This is a genomic window from Bacillus sp. mrc49, from assembly GCF_002803435.1.
In genome coordinates this window covers 16,675-31,665 of record NZ_PHNG01000796.1, presented here as the reverse complement: position 1 = coordinate 31,665, position 14,991 = coordinate 16,675, and the positions used below count along the sequence as shown (strand labels likewise).

The following is a 14,991-nucleotide window of genomic DNA, read 5'->3' as shown; positions in this document are numbered from 1 at the left end:
AAATCTTGATCATTGTAAAAAACCTCTTTCGCTATTTTTCTATTAGCATAACCAAATGGCCGTTAAAAAAACCTGAAATGTCCTTATTATTCCTTCGATTCCATATAGAGGAGCATGGCCGCGTCACTGATTTCCAAGCGGTCCCCAGCCTTTTGCGACGTTTCTTCCCCCTTTGATGCCTCCCTGGATTCGCTCCTTTGCAATTGCTGAAGCTGCCTTTCGATTTGCCGCATCTCCTGCTCCAGCTGTTTGAGCTTCAGTTCCTTTTCTTTTGCTTCGTCATCCGTTTGGTATACTTCCTGGATATCTGCCTGCAGCTCCGTTCTCCGGTTCTCCAGCTCCTTGATTGCATATGCCGAATCGCCTGCTCCAGCTCTCGAATAAGCGGAGCTTGTCGTTGATGAAATTTGCATATCTGATCCTCACTTTCGTTTTGTTCTTCATGAGTATCGGATAGGATTATTAACTTTGCCTTAATGGACGTTTTTTGAGCCTATTAAAAAGGCATCAAGCCAGGATGGATCATCCAGCTTGATGCCTTTCTTTATTATAAGCGCTTCTCTAATTCCGCTTTTTTCTCTTCAAAGCCAGGCTTGCCCAAAAGTGCAAACATGTTCACCTTATAAGCTTCCACACCAGGCTGATCGAATGGATTGACGCCAAGCAGGTATCCGCTCATTGCACAGGCCTTCTCGAAGAAGTAGACCAGGTAGCCAAACGTATACGCATCAAGCTTCGGAACCGTTACGATAAGGTTCGGAACGCCGCCGTCGGTATGGGCTAACAGCGTGCCCTCGAATGCTTTATTATTGACGAACTGCACCGTTTCACCTGAAAGATAGTTCAGGCCATCCAAATCATTATCCGCTTCCTCGATCAAGATTTCATGACGGGCATTATCGACTTTAATGACTGTTTCAAAAAGATCGCGACGACCTTCCTGAACATATTGCCCTAATGAATGCAGGTCAGTCGAAAAGTTGGCCGACGAAGGGAAAATCCCTTTTTGGTCCTTGCCTTCACTTTCTCCGAATAATTGCTTCCACCACTCAGAGAAATATTGCAGACCCGGCTCATAGTTGATCAGCATCTCAATCGTTTTCCCTTTATTGTAAAGGACATTTCGAACTGCGGCATATTGGTATGCCTGATTATCGGCTAGCTCGGATGAACTGAAATCGTTTCTGGCACTTTCGGCACCTTCCATGATTTGATCGATGTCCGCACCGCTGACTGCAATCGGAAGCAAGCCCACTGCGGTTAACACCGAGTAGCGTCCTCCCACATCGTCAGGAATGACGAAAGTTTCGAAGCCTTCCTCCGTTGCCACTGTTTTTAATGCGCCTTTTTCTTTATCAGTGGTCGCATAGATCCTGCCTTTTGCTTCTTCCACGCCATATTTTTGTTCAAGAAGCTTCCGGAAGATCCTGAAAGCCAGTGCAGGTTCAGTCGTCGTACCGGATTTGGAGATTACATTGATCGAGAAATCCCTATTTTCCAATACATCCATTAAATCCTGCATATATGTAGAGCTAATATTGTTACCTACAAATAAAACTTGCGGGGTTTTTCTTTTTTCAGAAGGCAATATGTTGTAAAAGCTGTGTTGAAGCATCTCAACCGCTGCCCGGGCTCCCAAGTAGGACCCGCCGATTCCGATAACCAGCAACACTTCCGAATCTTCCTTGATTTTCGCTGCAGCCTTTTTGATTCTTGAGAATTCTTCTTTATCATAGTTGGCAGGGAGATCGATCCAGCCAAGATAATCATTTCCTGCTCCCGTTTGTTCATGCAGGGAATGGTGTGCCACTTTTACGGCGTCCTGCAAATAGGTTATTTCATGCTCCCCGAAAAACGGCAGGGCTTTTGAATAATCGAAACGTATATGGGCCATTCAAATTCCTCCTCCAATTGTAACTTTCCTTTTCACTTTATCTGATGTATTTCTGATAATCAAGAACTGGATAAAGTAATTGGTGAATTTTCCCGATTACATAAATTGCATTCCCACCTCATAAAGGTGGGAATGGGGATATTTTTCTTGATTATAAAGAAGCGCGTAATATCGCAAGAACATCTTCACGGTTCAGGACCTTGAATCGGCCAAAATCGCCTCTGCTCATCGCTTTATCAGCGATGACTTCCAGCTGTGAGTCATCAATTCCATAATCGGAAAGAGTGGTCGGCGCCCCTAAGCTGCTCCAAAATGCACGAAGCCTGTCAATTCCCTCAAGTGCCGCTTCCTCATCCGTTTTCCCTTCAGGATCGACATCGAATACCCGGATCGCAACCTGTTTGAAGCGTGAGACATTTTCATGAAGTACATGTTTCATCCAATTCGGGAACAGGATGGCCAATCCGCCGGCATGAGGGATGTCATACACTGCCGAGACGGCATGTTCAATATTATGCGTCGCCCAATCACCACTGTAACCGACTCCGAGCGAACCATTAAGGGCAATATGCCCGGCATACAAGATCGTAGCCCTGTGCTCATAATTCTCGAGATCTTTCAATAGTTCAGGTGCCGTTTCCATCACGGTCAATAACAGCGATTCACAGAAACGATCCTGAAGCGGTGCATGCGTTTCGGGATGGAAGTATGTTTCGAACACATGCGACATCATATCGACCATTCCGTATACCGTTTGGTTTTTAGGTACCGAAAAAGTGTTTTCGGGATCTAAAATGGAGAATTGAGGGAAAACCAATGGGCTGCCCCAACCGTATTTCTCTTTTGTCTCCCAGTTTGTTATGACGGATCCCGAATTTGCTTCGGAGCCCGTTGCAGCCAACGTCAGCACCGTTCCAAACGGCAATGCCGCCTCGACCGGCGCCTTCTTAATGACGAGTTCCCATGGGTTGCCGTCATATTTAGCACCTGCAGCAATGGCCTTTGTAGCGTCAATGACGCTTCCGCCGCCAACGGCAAGGATAAAGTCGATCTGATGCTGCTTACAAAGATCCACACCCTTTTGAACGGTAGAGATGCGCGGATTCGGTTCAACCCCGGATAGTTCGTGCACCTCGGCATCGATTTCTTTCAAGGCTTTGATCACTTTTTCATATAAGCCATTTTTCTTTATGCTACCGGATCCGTATACGAGTAAAACTTTATTTCCATAAGCCGGAATTTCGGATTTTATGCTTTCAAGCTGATCTTTCCCGAAAATTACTTTAGTGGGATTTTTAAACGTGTAATTTTCCATTGGATTTCTCTCCTTTTTCATGACACATCACCTTTTTTGCAGCCTTGTAATCATCCACGCGGGCAATGGCAAGTTTTTTCTTTTCTTCATTATGACCAATGTGACATATAAATACAAAAAATCCGTCCGGAACTTTTGTAAAGATGTATATTTACATGATGAAAAAGCATGATAAGTAAAGAACGAACTTATTTTAAAAAGGAGGCTGTACAATGAGTGGAATTCAAAGAACGGCACTTGTTCTTACAATAATCGGTGCAATCAATTGGGGATTAATCGGGTTTTTCCAATTTGATTTAGTCGCATCGATCTTCGGAGGCCAGGATGCTGCATTGGCCCGTATCGTTTATGGATTGGTTGGAATTGCTGGCTTTGTCAATCTTGGTCTTCTCTTCAAACCAAGTCCTGAAATATCCAGGGAGCCAGAAACAAAACCGACTCGTTAAAGTATGGGTAAGTTCCTGGACATCTTTTATGTACAACAAATAAAGCCGGGCCATGGATTATCCTGACCCGGCTTTATTTCATTAGTTAAAAAAAAACCGGCTGATCAAAAGATCTGCCGGTTTTAAAAAATTATTTTTTGATAAGGTCTTCGCGTTGAGATTGTTCGATCCACTCTTGAAGTTTGTCTTTCAATGTGTTGAAGCCTTCAGTAGATTCGATGTGAGATGTTGCTTTAACAGATGCTTGGCGTTTTTTCGGAGCTTTTTTCGGAGCTTCAGTACGCTCAGGAGCTTCTTCTGTAGCACGGATCGATAAGCCGATTTTTCCAGCAGCTGAATCGATTGAAAGAACTTTCACTTTCACTTCATCGCCCACTTTTAAATGTTCGTTGATATCTTTAACGAATCCGTGAGTGATTTCAGAAATATGAACTAAACCTTGAGTTGAATCATCTAAAGCAACAAAAGCACCGTATGGTTGAATACCAGTTACTTTACCAGTAACTACCGCACCAATTTCGAATTTTTCAGACATGGTAACACTCCTATTTTATATATATTTTTTCGTCTTTTCACGCAATAAAAAATTATATCACATATTTGGTAAATAATCAAAGTTAAGTATACCATACTTTTTGTGATTTTACTCATAAAAAATGTTTGTTTTTTGGAAATAATAATTAAATAGATGAAATCGTTATTTATAACTTATCCTAATAATTTGCAAATAACCTGGATTTCCTTTTCCATGGCAAAACTTCAGCCTTCTAACATCGGGTCTGCCAGCTATAAAATCCTCATTACTGAATTTTTTTACCGCCTGATTCTTTAAGATATGCTCATTTCGAAGTTTCGCAAGCGATTTTTTTCACAAAACCTACATATTCAGTTTCCTATTCTTAAGTTATAATATGGTAAAATAATGACATTAACTAAATTTTTTCCATAAAAAGGAGTGCCTACCCTATGTCAAATGTCGCGAAGAATATTCGGCAATATCGAGAAGACCATAACCTCACGCAGCAGGAACTGGCTTTGAAATTAAGAATCGGCACCAAAAAAATCGAAAAGTATGAATCAGGGGAATCGGTCCCTGATACACAAACCATTTTACGTCTTTCCACCGTTCTTGATATTCCTGCTTCGGAATTTTTGAAGGATGCCCCTACCGGGAATGCAGTTGGCATGGACGACGACATCAAAAAACTAATTGAAGAAATCGGCACCAAAAAGGCTGAACTCATCTTAAGGGCGGCCAAGGATTTCAGTGAAGAACAAATTCTGAATGTTATGCATACTTTATATAATACACAAGCTTAATTCAAAAAAATGGTCATGGTATGTGTATTTTTTATCAACATGCTGGATATACTATGATTAACACTTTCTATGTTAATCCATTAGATTAACTCTTTTTTCTAATTCCCCCTATGGAAAGGGATCCGGCTGCATAATGGCCGGATCCCTATTTTTTTGCTTATTTACAATGGTTAGCCATGAAACGTTCCATTCTCTTCAGCGCTTCCTGAAGTTGCTCCATGGAGGATGCATAGGAACAACGGATATGACCTTCTCCGCTCTTGCCGAACACATCTCCCGGAACGACCGCAACAAGTTCCTCGGTCAATAGTTTTTCGGCAAATTCCATTGAAGTCATCCCGGTCTTCTCGATGGATGGAAAGGCATAGAACGCCCCGCCGGGATTATGGCAGTCAAGCCCTATTTCGTTAAATGATTTGACGATATAGTTCCTTCTTCTCCGATAGCTGCGACGCATATCCTCTACGTCCTGCATTCCATGCTTCAAGGCTTCCAATGCAGCATGCTGCGCCATCGTCGGCGCACACATCATCGCATATTGGTGAAGCTTGAGCATCGCTTCGGAAATTTCCTTGGGAGCACAAACGAAACCAAGCCGCCATCCTGTCATCGCAAACCCTTTCGAAAATCCATTGATGACTATCGTCCTCTCCAGCATGCCATCAATGGCGGCAAATGAAGTGAACTGCTCATCGTAGGCAAGCTCGGCATAGATTTCATCGGAAATGACCAGCAAGTCGTATTTTTTGACGATCTCAGCAAGCATCACCAATTCTTCATGCCCAAGCTGGGTACCGGTTGGATTATTCGGCGAGCAAATCAAAACAGCCTTCGTTTTGGGCGTAATCGCCGCTTCGAGTTGATCGGGCGTCAACTTGAAGTCATCGGCCCTCGAGGTTTGGACCGTGACCGGGACCCCTCCCGCCATCGTAACCAAAGGTGCATATGCAACGAAGCACGGTTCGACAACGATGACTTCTTCACCAGGATTCAAGATGGTCCTCAAAGTAATGTCCAGCGCTTGGCTTGCACCAACCGTGACGATGATTTGGTCCTCTGGTCTGTAAGAAACATGGAACTGCTTTTCCATATATCGACTGATTTCCGACCTCAACTCATATAAACCGGCATTGGCCGTATAAGAGGTAAATCCCTCCTCCAGGGAATTGATCGCCGCCTCCCTTACTGCCCACGATGTGACGAAATCAGGTTCACCCACGCCAAGCGAGATGACCCCCTCCAAATTGGCTGCCAGGTCGAAAAAGCGGCGGATGCCTGATGGTCTAAGCTCTGCTATCGTTCTTGAAACATAACTCGTTTTTATCATGGTGACACCACGATCCGCTTATCTTCTTCAGTTTGATCGAAAATGGTGCCATCATGCTTGTATTTTTTCATGATGAAGTGCGTCGTCGTCGAAATGACGGAATCAAGCGTCGAGAGTTTTTCGGAAACGAAGCTAGCCACTTCATTCATCGAGCGTCCCTCGACAATGACTGAAAGATCATAGGCGCCTGACATTAAATACACAGATTGCACTTCTTTGAATTTGTAAATCCGTTTTGCGACCTCATCGAAACCGACGCCGCGTTTTGGTGTAACCTTCACATCAATCATCGCCGTGACACCGTGGTATTCATCCACCTTAGCCCAATTGATGACCGTTAAATAACGGACGATGACACGCATATCTTCTAATTTTTTCAATGTAATTTCAATGTCCGCTTCTGATAAATCGGTCATTTTAGCCAAATCTTTCAGGTCGATCCGGCTGTTATTTTCAATGATTCTCAAGACTTCCAATTCCTCTTCATTCAAGTGCATTGGAAAACCCCCCTTTTGGAATTCACTAATGTAGATGTGATGGTTTTTGGCTGGCAGATCGTCTCACGAATGATCTCATTAGACTTTTTCGGAATCCTATATGACAATAAAAATTAATAAGTCCTATTCTGTCAGGATAAACTTACACTATTATATCAAAATTGATTGGCGAGCTGTTATAGCATTTGTCATTTTTACTGGGGATTATTACATTTACTGTTATGCAACAGCAGGACCATCCCTATATTTGGTGATTATGGCATTTTATCCGCTGACCAATGACGAGGAAAGAGGACCAATATGGAACGTCAAACAATCATTGGCAGGGAACGGGTGGATAATATAGATATCTATTTCGAATATGACCGAATGGATGACTCCCTCCCCACCCTTGTACTGCTTCACGGCTTCTTGTCATCCAGCTTCAGCTTCCGTAAGTTGGTGCCCCACTTAATCAAGGATTTCAACGTGATCTCATTGGACCTCCCTCCATTCGGACAAAGCGGAAAAGATTATCGATATACGTATTCATTCCGCAACATCGCCAAATCCGTTGTCCGCTTTTTAGCGGGGAAAAACATCGGCAAATTCAGCATCATCGGCCATTCCATGGGTGGGCAGGTTTCCCTGCAACTCATCCAATCGCATCCTGATTTGGTTGAACACGCGATTCTCCTTGCCGGATCAGGCTATCAGCCAAGCTATTCGGAAAAGATGAAGCTGGTCAGCTACCTGCCTTTCTTTTCATTCGGGATAAAGGGGTATCTACAGCGATCTGGCATCGAAAAGAACTTGAAAAATGTTGTCCATGACCCTGCCCTGATCGATGATGAAATGCGCCAAGGATATATAAGGCCATTCATGGAAAAGCATGATATATTCCGTGCCCTGGGGAGGATGCTCCGGGATAAGGAAGTAGATTTGCTGAAGGATGAACTTCGCGATATTCAGACACCCTGCCTGCTGGTATGGGGAAGACATGACCGCGTCGTGCCGCTGGAAATCGGCCAAAGGCTTCATGCTGATCTGCCCAACTCGGAACTTGTTGTGCTTGAAGAAACCGGCCATTTGCTTCCCGAGGAAAAGCCTGCGGAAATCTACCAATTAATCAAGCGATTCCTCGGAACAGCCGCCCTTGACTTTGGACGTAAGGAACATGCTCACGAGTAATGCGGCAAAATCTAAAAAAGCGTCCCTGCATTTGGGGACACCTTTTTTGACCTTTATATGGAACAGCTGGCATCATTTTTTATGATGAGCAGCTTCTGTGCAACTTCGAGGCATTTGTCGAAATCGATGGATTCATCGAAAGCGAACTCGTAAATGGATTGTATTTTTTCCGCCAGCTCCCGCGGGCTATCGATATCCCGGATGGCTACGACTGTATCGGCAATTTCCGGTTCATATAAGTCCCCTCCGATCCGGAAAGGGTCCCACTCTTGTAAAACGGCAACCAACGCTATATTCATTTGCTGTGTATCCATATAATCATCACCTGCTCGATAAATTCAAAGAACATGATATCATAGTATCATACTGACTGCTTCTTAGCGAAAACGACAAAAATTTTTTCGGTGGTGGATATTTTGAATAAATCAATTTTTGAAGAACATTATGAAAGGGAGAACACGGGATCCGTGAAATGGGATAAAAGCTCGCTTAAAACATTGTTTGGAAGCGAGGATGTACTGCCAATGTGGATAGCCGATATGGATTTCCCGGCTCCCGAAGGCATTCAAAAAGCGTTGATCGAGCGCTTGAAACATCCCATTTTAGGTTATACCGCCCCTTCGGATACAGTTTTCACCGCAATTCAAAACTGGCTGAAAGATCGTCATTCCTGGAAAGTCGAAAAAGAGTGGATCTCTTTCAGTTCCGGTATCGTTTCGGCCATCAGCACGACGATCCAAGCCTTTACAAATCCCGGTGATAAAATATTGCTTCAATCACCTGTTTATACACCATTTTTTGATATGATCAACAGCAACGACCGGGAAGTGGTAAACAGTCCCCTTATCCTTGAGGACGGCCGCTTTACGATCGATTTCACCGATTTTGAAGACAAGCTGAAAAACGGAGTGAAGCTATTCCTTTTTTGCAGCCCTCATAACCCGGGCGGACGTGTCTGGACAAAGGACGAACTGCTGCGAATCGGGGAACTTTGTCAAAAGTACGATGTCATCATAGTCAGTGATGAAATTCATGCTGACTTGTTCCACAAGGGATCGACACATTACCCGATTGCCTCGCTTTCAAAAGAATTAGCGGCGATGACCGTGACGCTGATGGCCCCAAGCAAAACATTCAACATTGCCGGCATGCAGGCTTCATTCCTGATCACCAGCAACAAGAAACTGCAGCTTCCATTGCAAAAGATTCAAACGAAACTAGCTTTCCATGGTCTAAACATCCTGGCCCTGACAGCCATGGAAGCCGCATACCGTGAAGGCTTGGAATGGCTGACGGAAATGATGGACTACATCGAGGAAAATATTAAGCTGGCAGAGAAATTCATTGCTGAAGAACTTCCTGCACTGCATGTGATGCATCCTGATGCGTCCTACCTATTATGGATAGACTGCCGTGGCCTCGGATTGACTGATGCCCAAATCAAGGAGCGGTTGATCCTTCAAGGTAAGCTGGCACTGGAGCCTGGCCTAAAATATGGCCCGGGCGGAGAAGGCTTTGTCCGGATGAACATCGGCTGTTCACGCGCTACACTCCTTGAGGGGCTAAAGCGGTTAAAACGAGCTTTTTCATAAATTGTCTCGATAGGTGTTCCGAATGATCTCATTGGGAAACCCTTTTCGTTTTTCATGAGAGTCGAGTGGAAAGTGCATTTGAGTCTGTCACTCAAGTGCAATCTCCCCCATAAAAACTGCAGCAGCCATTCTACATATGTAGAATGGCTTTTCGTATCATTCAATGACCATTATGCACAGGGCGGTTTCCCCTTTTCCGAAAATAGCTGTTGTAAACCCGTCGATTGTCTGGTATGTTTCTAATTGATAATGATTATTATTATTAATTAAACCGGACGGAGGAATTATACGATGAAAAAAAGGATATACGGAACGGTATTCTTATCTGCATTATTGGTTTTGGGCGGGTGTGCCGAAGACAAGGCAGGATCAGGAAAAACCAGTGAAAAGGTAGTTGCAGAGCATGGAAGTGAAGCTGCAAAAGCTCAAAGTGGGACAACGGCTTCCAGTAACGACAAGATAGAGGAATTAACCAAGCAATTTCCTTCGAAGCATACGGAATCCATTGTAACGACATCTGTTTCGATTGCGGAAATGTTACAAATATTGAATGTGAAGCCAGTCGGGATTCCCACTTCCACTCATGAATTGCCAAAAGGATATGAAAAGGTTACCCAAATCGGTTCTCCCATTGAACCAGATGTGGAAAAGATCGTGACTCTTAAGCCGGATATCGTAATCGGACCTGAATCAATCAAAGATAGCCTGGATAAGAAAATAAAGAATAGTAAGGTAGACACTGCTTACATTCCAACGGATTCTTATGAAGATCTAAAAATATCGCTCGAAGTATTAGGAAAAGTATTACATAAGGAAGCTGAAGCGAAAGACTACATAACGCAATTGCAAGAGAAGGAAACAGCCGTATTGGATGGCGTCAAGGGCAAGGATTCGTCTAAAGTGATGGTGCTATTCGGTTCAGGTGAATCGTTTATGCTGATGAGCGAAAATACGTATGTAGGCAGCCTAGTTAAGAAATTAGGGGCTACGAATATTGTCAATGATGTGTTGAAATCAACCGAGGCCTACGTGCCGATGAATATGGAAGATGTAATCTCGGCTAACCCGGATGCCATACTTCTTGTTTCACATGGTGATCCGACTGCGGCATTAGAACAGTTTAAAGCGGATGTAAAAAAGAATGGCGCATGGGAGAAATTAAATGCCTTTAAAGAAGATCGCGTCCAAGCTCTTGACTACGAAATCTTTGGCTATGCATCCATTGAAAAAGCAACGACCGGCTTGGAGCAGCTAAGCGAGATTTTATATAAGTAATTGATTGCAGATGAGGGTTGGATTAAATGAAAAAAAAACCAAAAAGAGGATTAAGGATAGGTGTCTTATTCATTTTTCTGCTGATATTCATGATTTTATCAATTGGAATGGGCAGTGTGAATTTGTCACCTATGGAAACGATCAGAACCATTTTGGGCTCAGGTCAGGAAATGTCGGAAACGATTGTCTGGGATTTGCGAATTCCCAGGGTCTTGATAGCAATCCTAGTCGGAATCAATTTAGCCATATCCGGTGCCCTTCTTCAGGCTGTCATGAGAAACCCATTGGCAGACCCAGGCTTGACCGGCGTATCAAGCGGTGCGGCTGTTACGGTATTGTTCATCCTGCTTCTATTTCCCAGCTTCGGCAAATATATTCCGCTCGCTGCGGTGGCGGGAGGGCTTATAGCCGTTACCTTAGTCTACGCACTCGCCTGGAAGAAGAATGGTATATCGCCGATCCGAATCATCCTTTCAGGCATCGCGGTCAATGCTGTTTTTGGCGGGATAACCGGTCTGCTGTCGATTCTTTATAGCGATCGCCTCCCTTCGGCACTTCAATGGTTAAATGGCAGTTTATCCGCAAAGGGTTTGGGTGATGTCAGCCTCCTCTTCCCCTATTCACTCATTGGCTGGGTTGCCGCATTGTTTTGCATTCGACCGGCAAACATATTGAATCTTGGGGAAAATGTAGCGGTGAACTTAGGGGAAAATACGAACCGGATCCGAATCGTCCTTTCTCTCATTGCTGTATATTTAGCGGCCATTTCCGTTTCAATTGTCGGATTGCTCGGTTTTGTTGGACTTATCGTCCCACATATGTCGAGATTTTTAGTCGGATCCAATTACCGTCGCTTATTGCCGATGAGCATGGTCTTGGGGGCACTCGTTTTATTGGTGGCGGATACAATCGGCCGTTCCCTTTTCTCACCCTTGGATATTCCAGCAGGGATTGTGATGGCCATGGTTGGAGGACCTTATTTTTTATATCTGATGAGAGCGGGTGACATATAAAAATGCTGAAAGCTCAATCATTGGATGTAGGTTATGATCATAAGAAAATATTAAATGATTTTAAGATCGACGTTTCAAAAGGAGAAATCGTATCAATCATCGGTCCGAATGGCTCGGGAAAGTCTACCGCGCTAAAAGCGATGTCCAGGATGATTCCCGTTCAGGGCGGAAAGATTTTTTTAGATGGCAAGGATCTGCATTCTTTGAAAAAGAAAACCATCTCGCAAATGATGAGCGTCCTGCTTCAAACGAATGAACCGCCTTCGGATATCACGGTAGAAGAGTTGGTGAAATACGGACGCACCCCCCACAAGAAATGGTATGAGCGTACAAATGATGAAGACTTGAGCATCGTGGATTGGGCGATCGAAAAAACGGGACTAACTCCGCTAAAGGATCGCCTGGTGTCCTCGCTTTCCGGCGGGGAAGGACAGCGTGCCTGGATTGCGATGTCCTTAGCGCAGCGACCGAAAGTATTGATGCTGGATGAACCGACTACCTACCTAGATATTGCCCATCAACTTCAGCTGCTCGAACTTGTGCATACCGTCAATCGCGATTTGGGCATGACGGTGGTGATGGTGCTTCACGATTTAAACCAAGCAAGTATTTATAGTGATAAGATATGTGTCATTTCAAAAGGAACTATCGTGAAATATGGAACATCGGAAGAGGTCATGACGAAAGAAATGATTCGCAGCGTTTATGGAGTGGAATGTGAAATCGATTCGCATTATCAGCATGGAAAGCCACGGATTAATTTGGTGGGCATTTCACGGGAAACAACACACTAAAAGGAGGAGGAAAGTAAATGGTAAAATCAATGGATGTCTCCGCAAAAAAGGAACAGTATGTACGATTTATAAACAAGTGTAATACGATGGTGATCAGCTCCAAGGATGCCAATGGAGATCCATTCATTAGCTATGCCCCGTTCGTTCAGCATGAAGGAAAGTTTTATATTTATATCAGCAAGATTTCCGATCATTATCAATTTATCGAAGCCAATCATCTGATCAGCATCATGCTGCTTGCGGATGAACAGAGTTCCACTAATTTATTCGCACTGGAACGGGTCCGCTTTCAATGCACCGCTGAAAACATTGGAAATGAAGGTCATGAAGTTATATTTTCTAAATTCGCAGAGAACCACGGTGCACCGATGATGGGTGTTTTAAGGGGATTGGATCTGTCCCTATTTGAACTTACGCCAACTGATGGACGGTATGTAATTGGTTTCGGTCAAGCGTTTTCCATCGACTTACCAGGAGATAAGTTCGAGCATGTCATTGTCGATAAAAATAAATAAGCACTGGATATCAAAAGGAGAGACACCATAATGTGCTCTCCTTTTGCCATTTATTCTTTTTCTTCCTCCACATAAGGATCATGCTCATAACGAGGCAAATCCCCAAAGGAGGTTTGGATATTTTCTTCAAAAAGCTCTTCCTTCAGTTCTTCATATTGGGAATTTGGGTATACCGTTATTTCCTTCCCATATATATCGACACCTACGAAATTTTCATAATCCTCTACATACCCGATGTTCTCTTCTGAATCGATATACATATCTTCGTAATCGTTTGGCGGATAAGCGAAATCGGAAGGCGTTTCGGATGTTCCAAAGGATGCCACTTCCTGCCATGAATCCTCGGCATCGAACGCGACCGATTCGTTTCGTTCTTCGTTATCGAATTTACCGAATGATGGCCCCAGCACTTCTTCCTCGATCGGACGATTGTCCGAGGTTTCCCTTGATGGGGTATGCTCGACACAAAAGGTAGTCGTAGGGATGGCATTCAACCGTTCAAGCGGAATATCGGCTGAGCAAACCTCACATTTACCATACTCCCCTGCCTTGATGGCGGTTAGGGCCCGATCGATATCACTTATTTCATCGCGATAATGCTCTGTAAGCGCCAAATCCTTTTCACGTTCATATAATTCGGTTCCTTGATCGCCAGGGTGATTATCATAACTGGATAATTCACCGGTCGAATCGTGCATGCTTCTTCTTAAATCGAAGTCGCCCGAATCATGTAATCGCTCTTTCAGCTCCTGCTTCGTTTGCTGCAATTGCTGTTGAAAGCCTTTTAGCTGCTGAGTGGAAAGCATGTGCAACATCCTTTCATAATTGTTCTCCCTCTAGTATTTCTCTCTTCGAGTCATTCCATAAAGGTATTTTTTACCTTAGGAATAAAATAAATCAGCTAACAAAAGCTAATTGAGAAATATCAATTTCTAGGGGGCCTTTCATTGTATTTCTATAAAGAAGATTTAATCAATATGATCGTTCCTGATAAGCCTGATCCGAGTGCGGCCAAAGTTCTTCAGGAAGCGCTAGGAGGGCAATTCGGTGAAATGCGGACGATGATGCAATACTCATTCCAAAGCGCCAACTTCCGCGGCAAAGCCAAACAATATCGTGATTTGATCCGTGGTGTATTCTTGGAGGAATTGAGCCATGTTGAACTTGTCCAATCGACGATCAACCAGTTGCTGAATGATGCAGGTGGGAATATGCCCGGAAATTCCGGTATCGATGGTGCCCCACTGGATGATGTCATCAAGGGAGGAGCTAACCCGCACCATTTCATCATGGGAGCTAAGGCGTCACTGCCCGTCGATGCCGGGGGTAATCCATGGACTGGCGCATATGTTTACGACCATGGCAATATCGTGGCAAACCTGTTGAATAATGTCGTTCTTGAATCGACTGGGGTGCTGCAAAAGTCAAGGATTTATGAAATGAGCTCCAATAAATCGTTGCGTGAAACGATCGCCTTTTTGATGGTTCGCGACAATGCTCACCAAAACGCTTTTGCCAAAGCCTTGGAAACACTCGGGGTCAGTTGGGGCAAGATCTTTCCTGTACCGAATTATGATTTGAATAAATACCCTGAATGCCGCAAATATGTGGATTTAGGCTATCATAATGCCCAATTCAACTTCAGGCTCGACCAAACCCGGATCAGCGAGGTTTTCCAAGGTGAAACTCCGAGCCGGAATGGCGGGCAGCTTTCCGTCACGGAACCTCCAAATGGCTATCCCGTTCCTGAAATGCCTGATATGCCGAATGAGCATAGCCCGGGCTTATACGACTTGAACAATTAAAAAAGCGAAGGCGGACACAAGAATCTGT

17 protein-coding genes are annotated in these 14,991 nt (G+C 44.0%); 9 read left to right on the top strand and 8 right to left on the bottom strand.

Features of this window, described 5'->3' with window-relative positions:
* Positions 1-86: 86 nt before the first annotated feature.
* From CVN76_RS25810 to CVN76_RS25800, 3 genes are all read right to left on the bottom strand, one after another.
* On the bottom strand, positions 87-413 hold the full coding sequence (locus CVN76_RS25810; RefSeq protein WP_100531222.1) for a FlxA-like family protein: 327 nt from the start codon (positions 411-413) through the stop codon (positions 87-89).
* A gap of 134 nt (positions 414-547) precedes the next feature.
* Entirely contained in the window at positions 548-1,894 is a 1,347-nt protein-coding gene (locus tag CVN76_RS25805) for a glucose-6-phosphate isomerase (protein ID WP_061143897.1), read from the bottom strand.
* Between the two features lie 151 nt (positions 1,895-2,045).
* Entirely contained in the window at positions 2,046-3,209 is a 1,164-nt protein-coding gene (locus CVN76_RS25800; RefSeq protein WP_100533588.1) for an iron-containing alcohol dehydrogenase, read from the bottom strand.
* Positions 3,210-3,421: 212 nt separating this feature from the next.
* Between CVN76_RS25800 and CVN76_RS25795 the strand changes: the two genes are divergently transcribed.
* Positions 3,422-3,655 carry a DUF378 domain-containing protein gene (locus CVN76_RS25795; protein WP_100533587.1) on the top strand — a complete coding sequence of 78 codons (234 nt, stop codon included), beginning with the start codon at positions 3,422-3,424 and terminating at the stop codon, positions 3,653-3,655.
* A 130-nt stretch (positions 3,656-3,785) separates the two neighbouring features.
* Here the strand turns inward: CVN76_RS25795 and yugI are convergent, their stop codons facing one another.
* A complete protein-coding gene (gene yugI / locus CVN76_RS25790; protein WP_061143894.1) occupies positions 3,786-4,190 on the bottom strand; it encodes a S1 domain-containing post-transcriptional regulator GSP13 in 405 nt (134 codons plus the stop codon).
* A 431-nt stretch (positions 4,191-4,621) separates the two neighbouring features.
* Here yugI and CVN76_RS25785 point away from each other — a divergent pair, with 431 nt between their 5' ends.
* Positions 4,622-4,975, top strand: coding sequence for a helix-turn-helix domain-containing protein (locus tag CVN76_RS25785; RefSeq protein WP_061143893.1), 354 nt, complete (start codon positions 4,622-4,624; stop codon positions 4,973-4,975).
* A gap of 157 nt (positions 4,976-5,132) precedes the next feature.
* Here CVN76_RS25785 and CVN76_RS25780 read toward each other — a convergent pair whose 3' ends face one another.
* Together CVN76_RS25780 and CVN76_RS25775 are read right to left on the bottom strand one after the other, a co-directional pair.
* The gene (locus CVN76_RS25780; protein WP_100533586.1) at positions 5,133-6,302 is read right to left on the bottom strand and encodes an aminotransferase; all 1,170 of its coding nucleotides are present in this window, start codon (positions 6,300-6,302) and stop codon (positions 5,133-5,135) included.
* Complete coding sequence (locus CVN76_RS25775) at positions 6,299-6,799, bottom strand: Lrp/AsnC family transcriptional regulator (protein ID WP_100533585.1); 501 nt, start codon at positions 6,797-6,799, stop codon at positions 6,299-6,301. The genes CVN76_RS25780 and CVN76_RS25775 overlap by 4 nt, the downstream gene beginning before the upstream one ends.
* Positions 6,800-7,099: 300 nt before the next feature.
* Here CVN76_RS25775 and CVN76_RS25770 point away from each other — a divergent pair, with 300 nt between their 5' ends.
* The gene (locus CVN76_RS25770) at positions 7,100-7,969 is read left to right on the top strand and encodes an alpha/beta fold hydrolase (RefSeq protein WP_100533584.1); all 870 of its coding nucleotides are present in this window, start codon (positions 7,100-7,102) and stop codon (positions 7,967-7,969) included.
* 53 nt (positions 7,970-8,022) lie between these two features.
* Here CVN76_RS25770 and CVN76_RS25765 read toward each other — a convergent pair whose 3' ends face one another.
* The gene (locus CVN76_RS25765; protein ID WP_100533583.1) at positions 8,023-8,283 is read right to left on the bottom strand and encodes a DUF1871 family protein; all 261 of its coding nucleotides are present in this window, start codon (positions 8,281-8,283) and stop codon (positions 8,023-8,025) included.
* A gap of 102 nt (positions 8,284-8,385) precedes the next feature.
* Here CVN76_RS25765 and CVN76_RS25760 point away from each other — a divergent pair, with 102 nt between their 5' ends.
* The 5 genes from CVN76_RS25760 (at position 8,386) to CVN76_RS25740 (ending at position 13,158) form a co-directional block, all read left to right on the top strand.
* On the top strand, positions 8,386-9,561 hold the full coding sequence (locus CVN76_RS25760; RefSeq protein WP_100533582.1) for a MalY/PatB family protein: 1,176 nt from the start codon (positions 8,386-8,388) through the stop codon (positions 9,559-9,561).
* A 291-nt stretch (positions 9,562-9,852) separates the two neighbouring features.
* Positions 9,853-10,836: an ABC transporter substrate-binding protein gene (locus CVN76_RS25755; RefSeq protein WP_100533581.1), complete on the top strand. Its 984-nt coding sequence runs from the start codon at positions 9,853-9,855 to the stop codon at positions 10,834-10,836.
* Positions 10,837-10,862: 26 nt separating this feature from the next.
* Entirely contained in the window at positions 10,863-11,849 is a 987-nt protein-coding gene (locus CVN76_RS25750) for a FecCD family ABC transporter permease (protein WP_100533580.1), read from the top strand.
* Positions 11,850-11,851: 2 nt separating this feature from the next.
* Positions 11,852-12,643, top strand: a complete 792-nt coding sequence (locus CVN76_RS25745; protein WP_100533579.1) for an ABC transporter ATP-binding protein — start codon at positions 11,852-11,854, stop codon at positions 12,641-12,643.
* Positions 12,644-12,660: 17 nt separating this feature from the next.
* Entirely contained in the window at positions 12,661-13,158 is a 498-nt protein-coding gene (locus CVN76_RS25740; RefSeq protein ID WP_100533578.1) for a HugZ family pyridoxamine 5'-phosphate oxidase, read from the top strand.
* Between the two features lie 50 nt (positions 13,159-13,208).
* Here CVN76_RS25740 and CVN76_RS25735 read toward each other — a convergent pair whose 3' ends face one another.
* Positions 13,209-13,964: a TraR/DksA C4-type zinc finger protein gene (locus tag CVN76_RS25735; RefSeq protein WP_100533577.1), complete on the bottom strand. Its 756-nt coding sequence runs from the start codon at positions 13,962-13,964 to the stop codon at positions 13,209-13,211.
* Between the two features lie 141 nt (positions 13,965-14,105).
* On the opposite strand from CVN76_RS25735, the gene CVN76_RS25730 reads away from it, so the two are divergent.
* Positions 14,106-14,963, top strand: coding sequence for a manganese catalase family protein (locus tag CVN76_RS25730; RefSeq protein WP_100533576.1), 858 nt, complete (start codon positions 14,106-14,108; stop codon positions 14,961-14,963).
* The last annotated feature ends 28 nt before the right edge of the window (positions 14,964-14,991 follow it).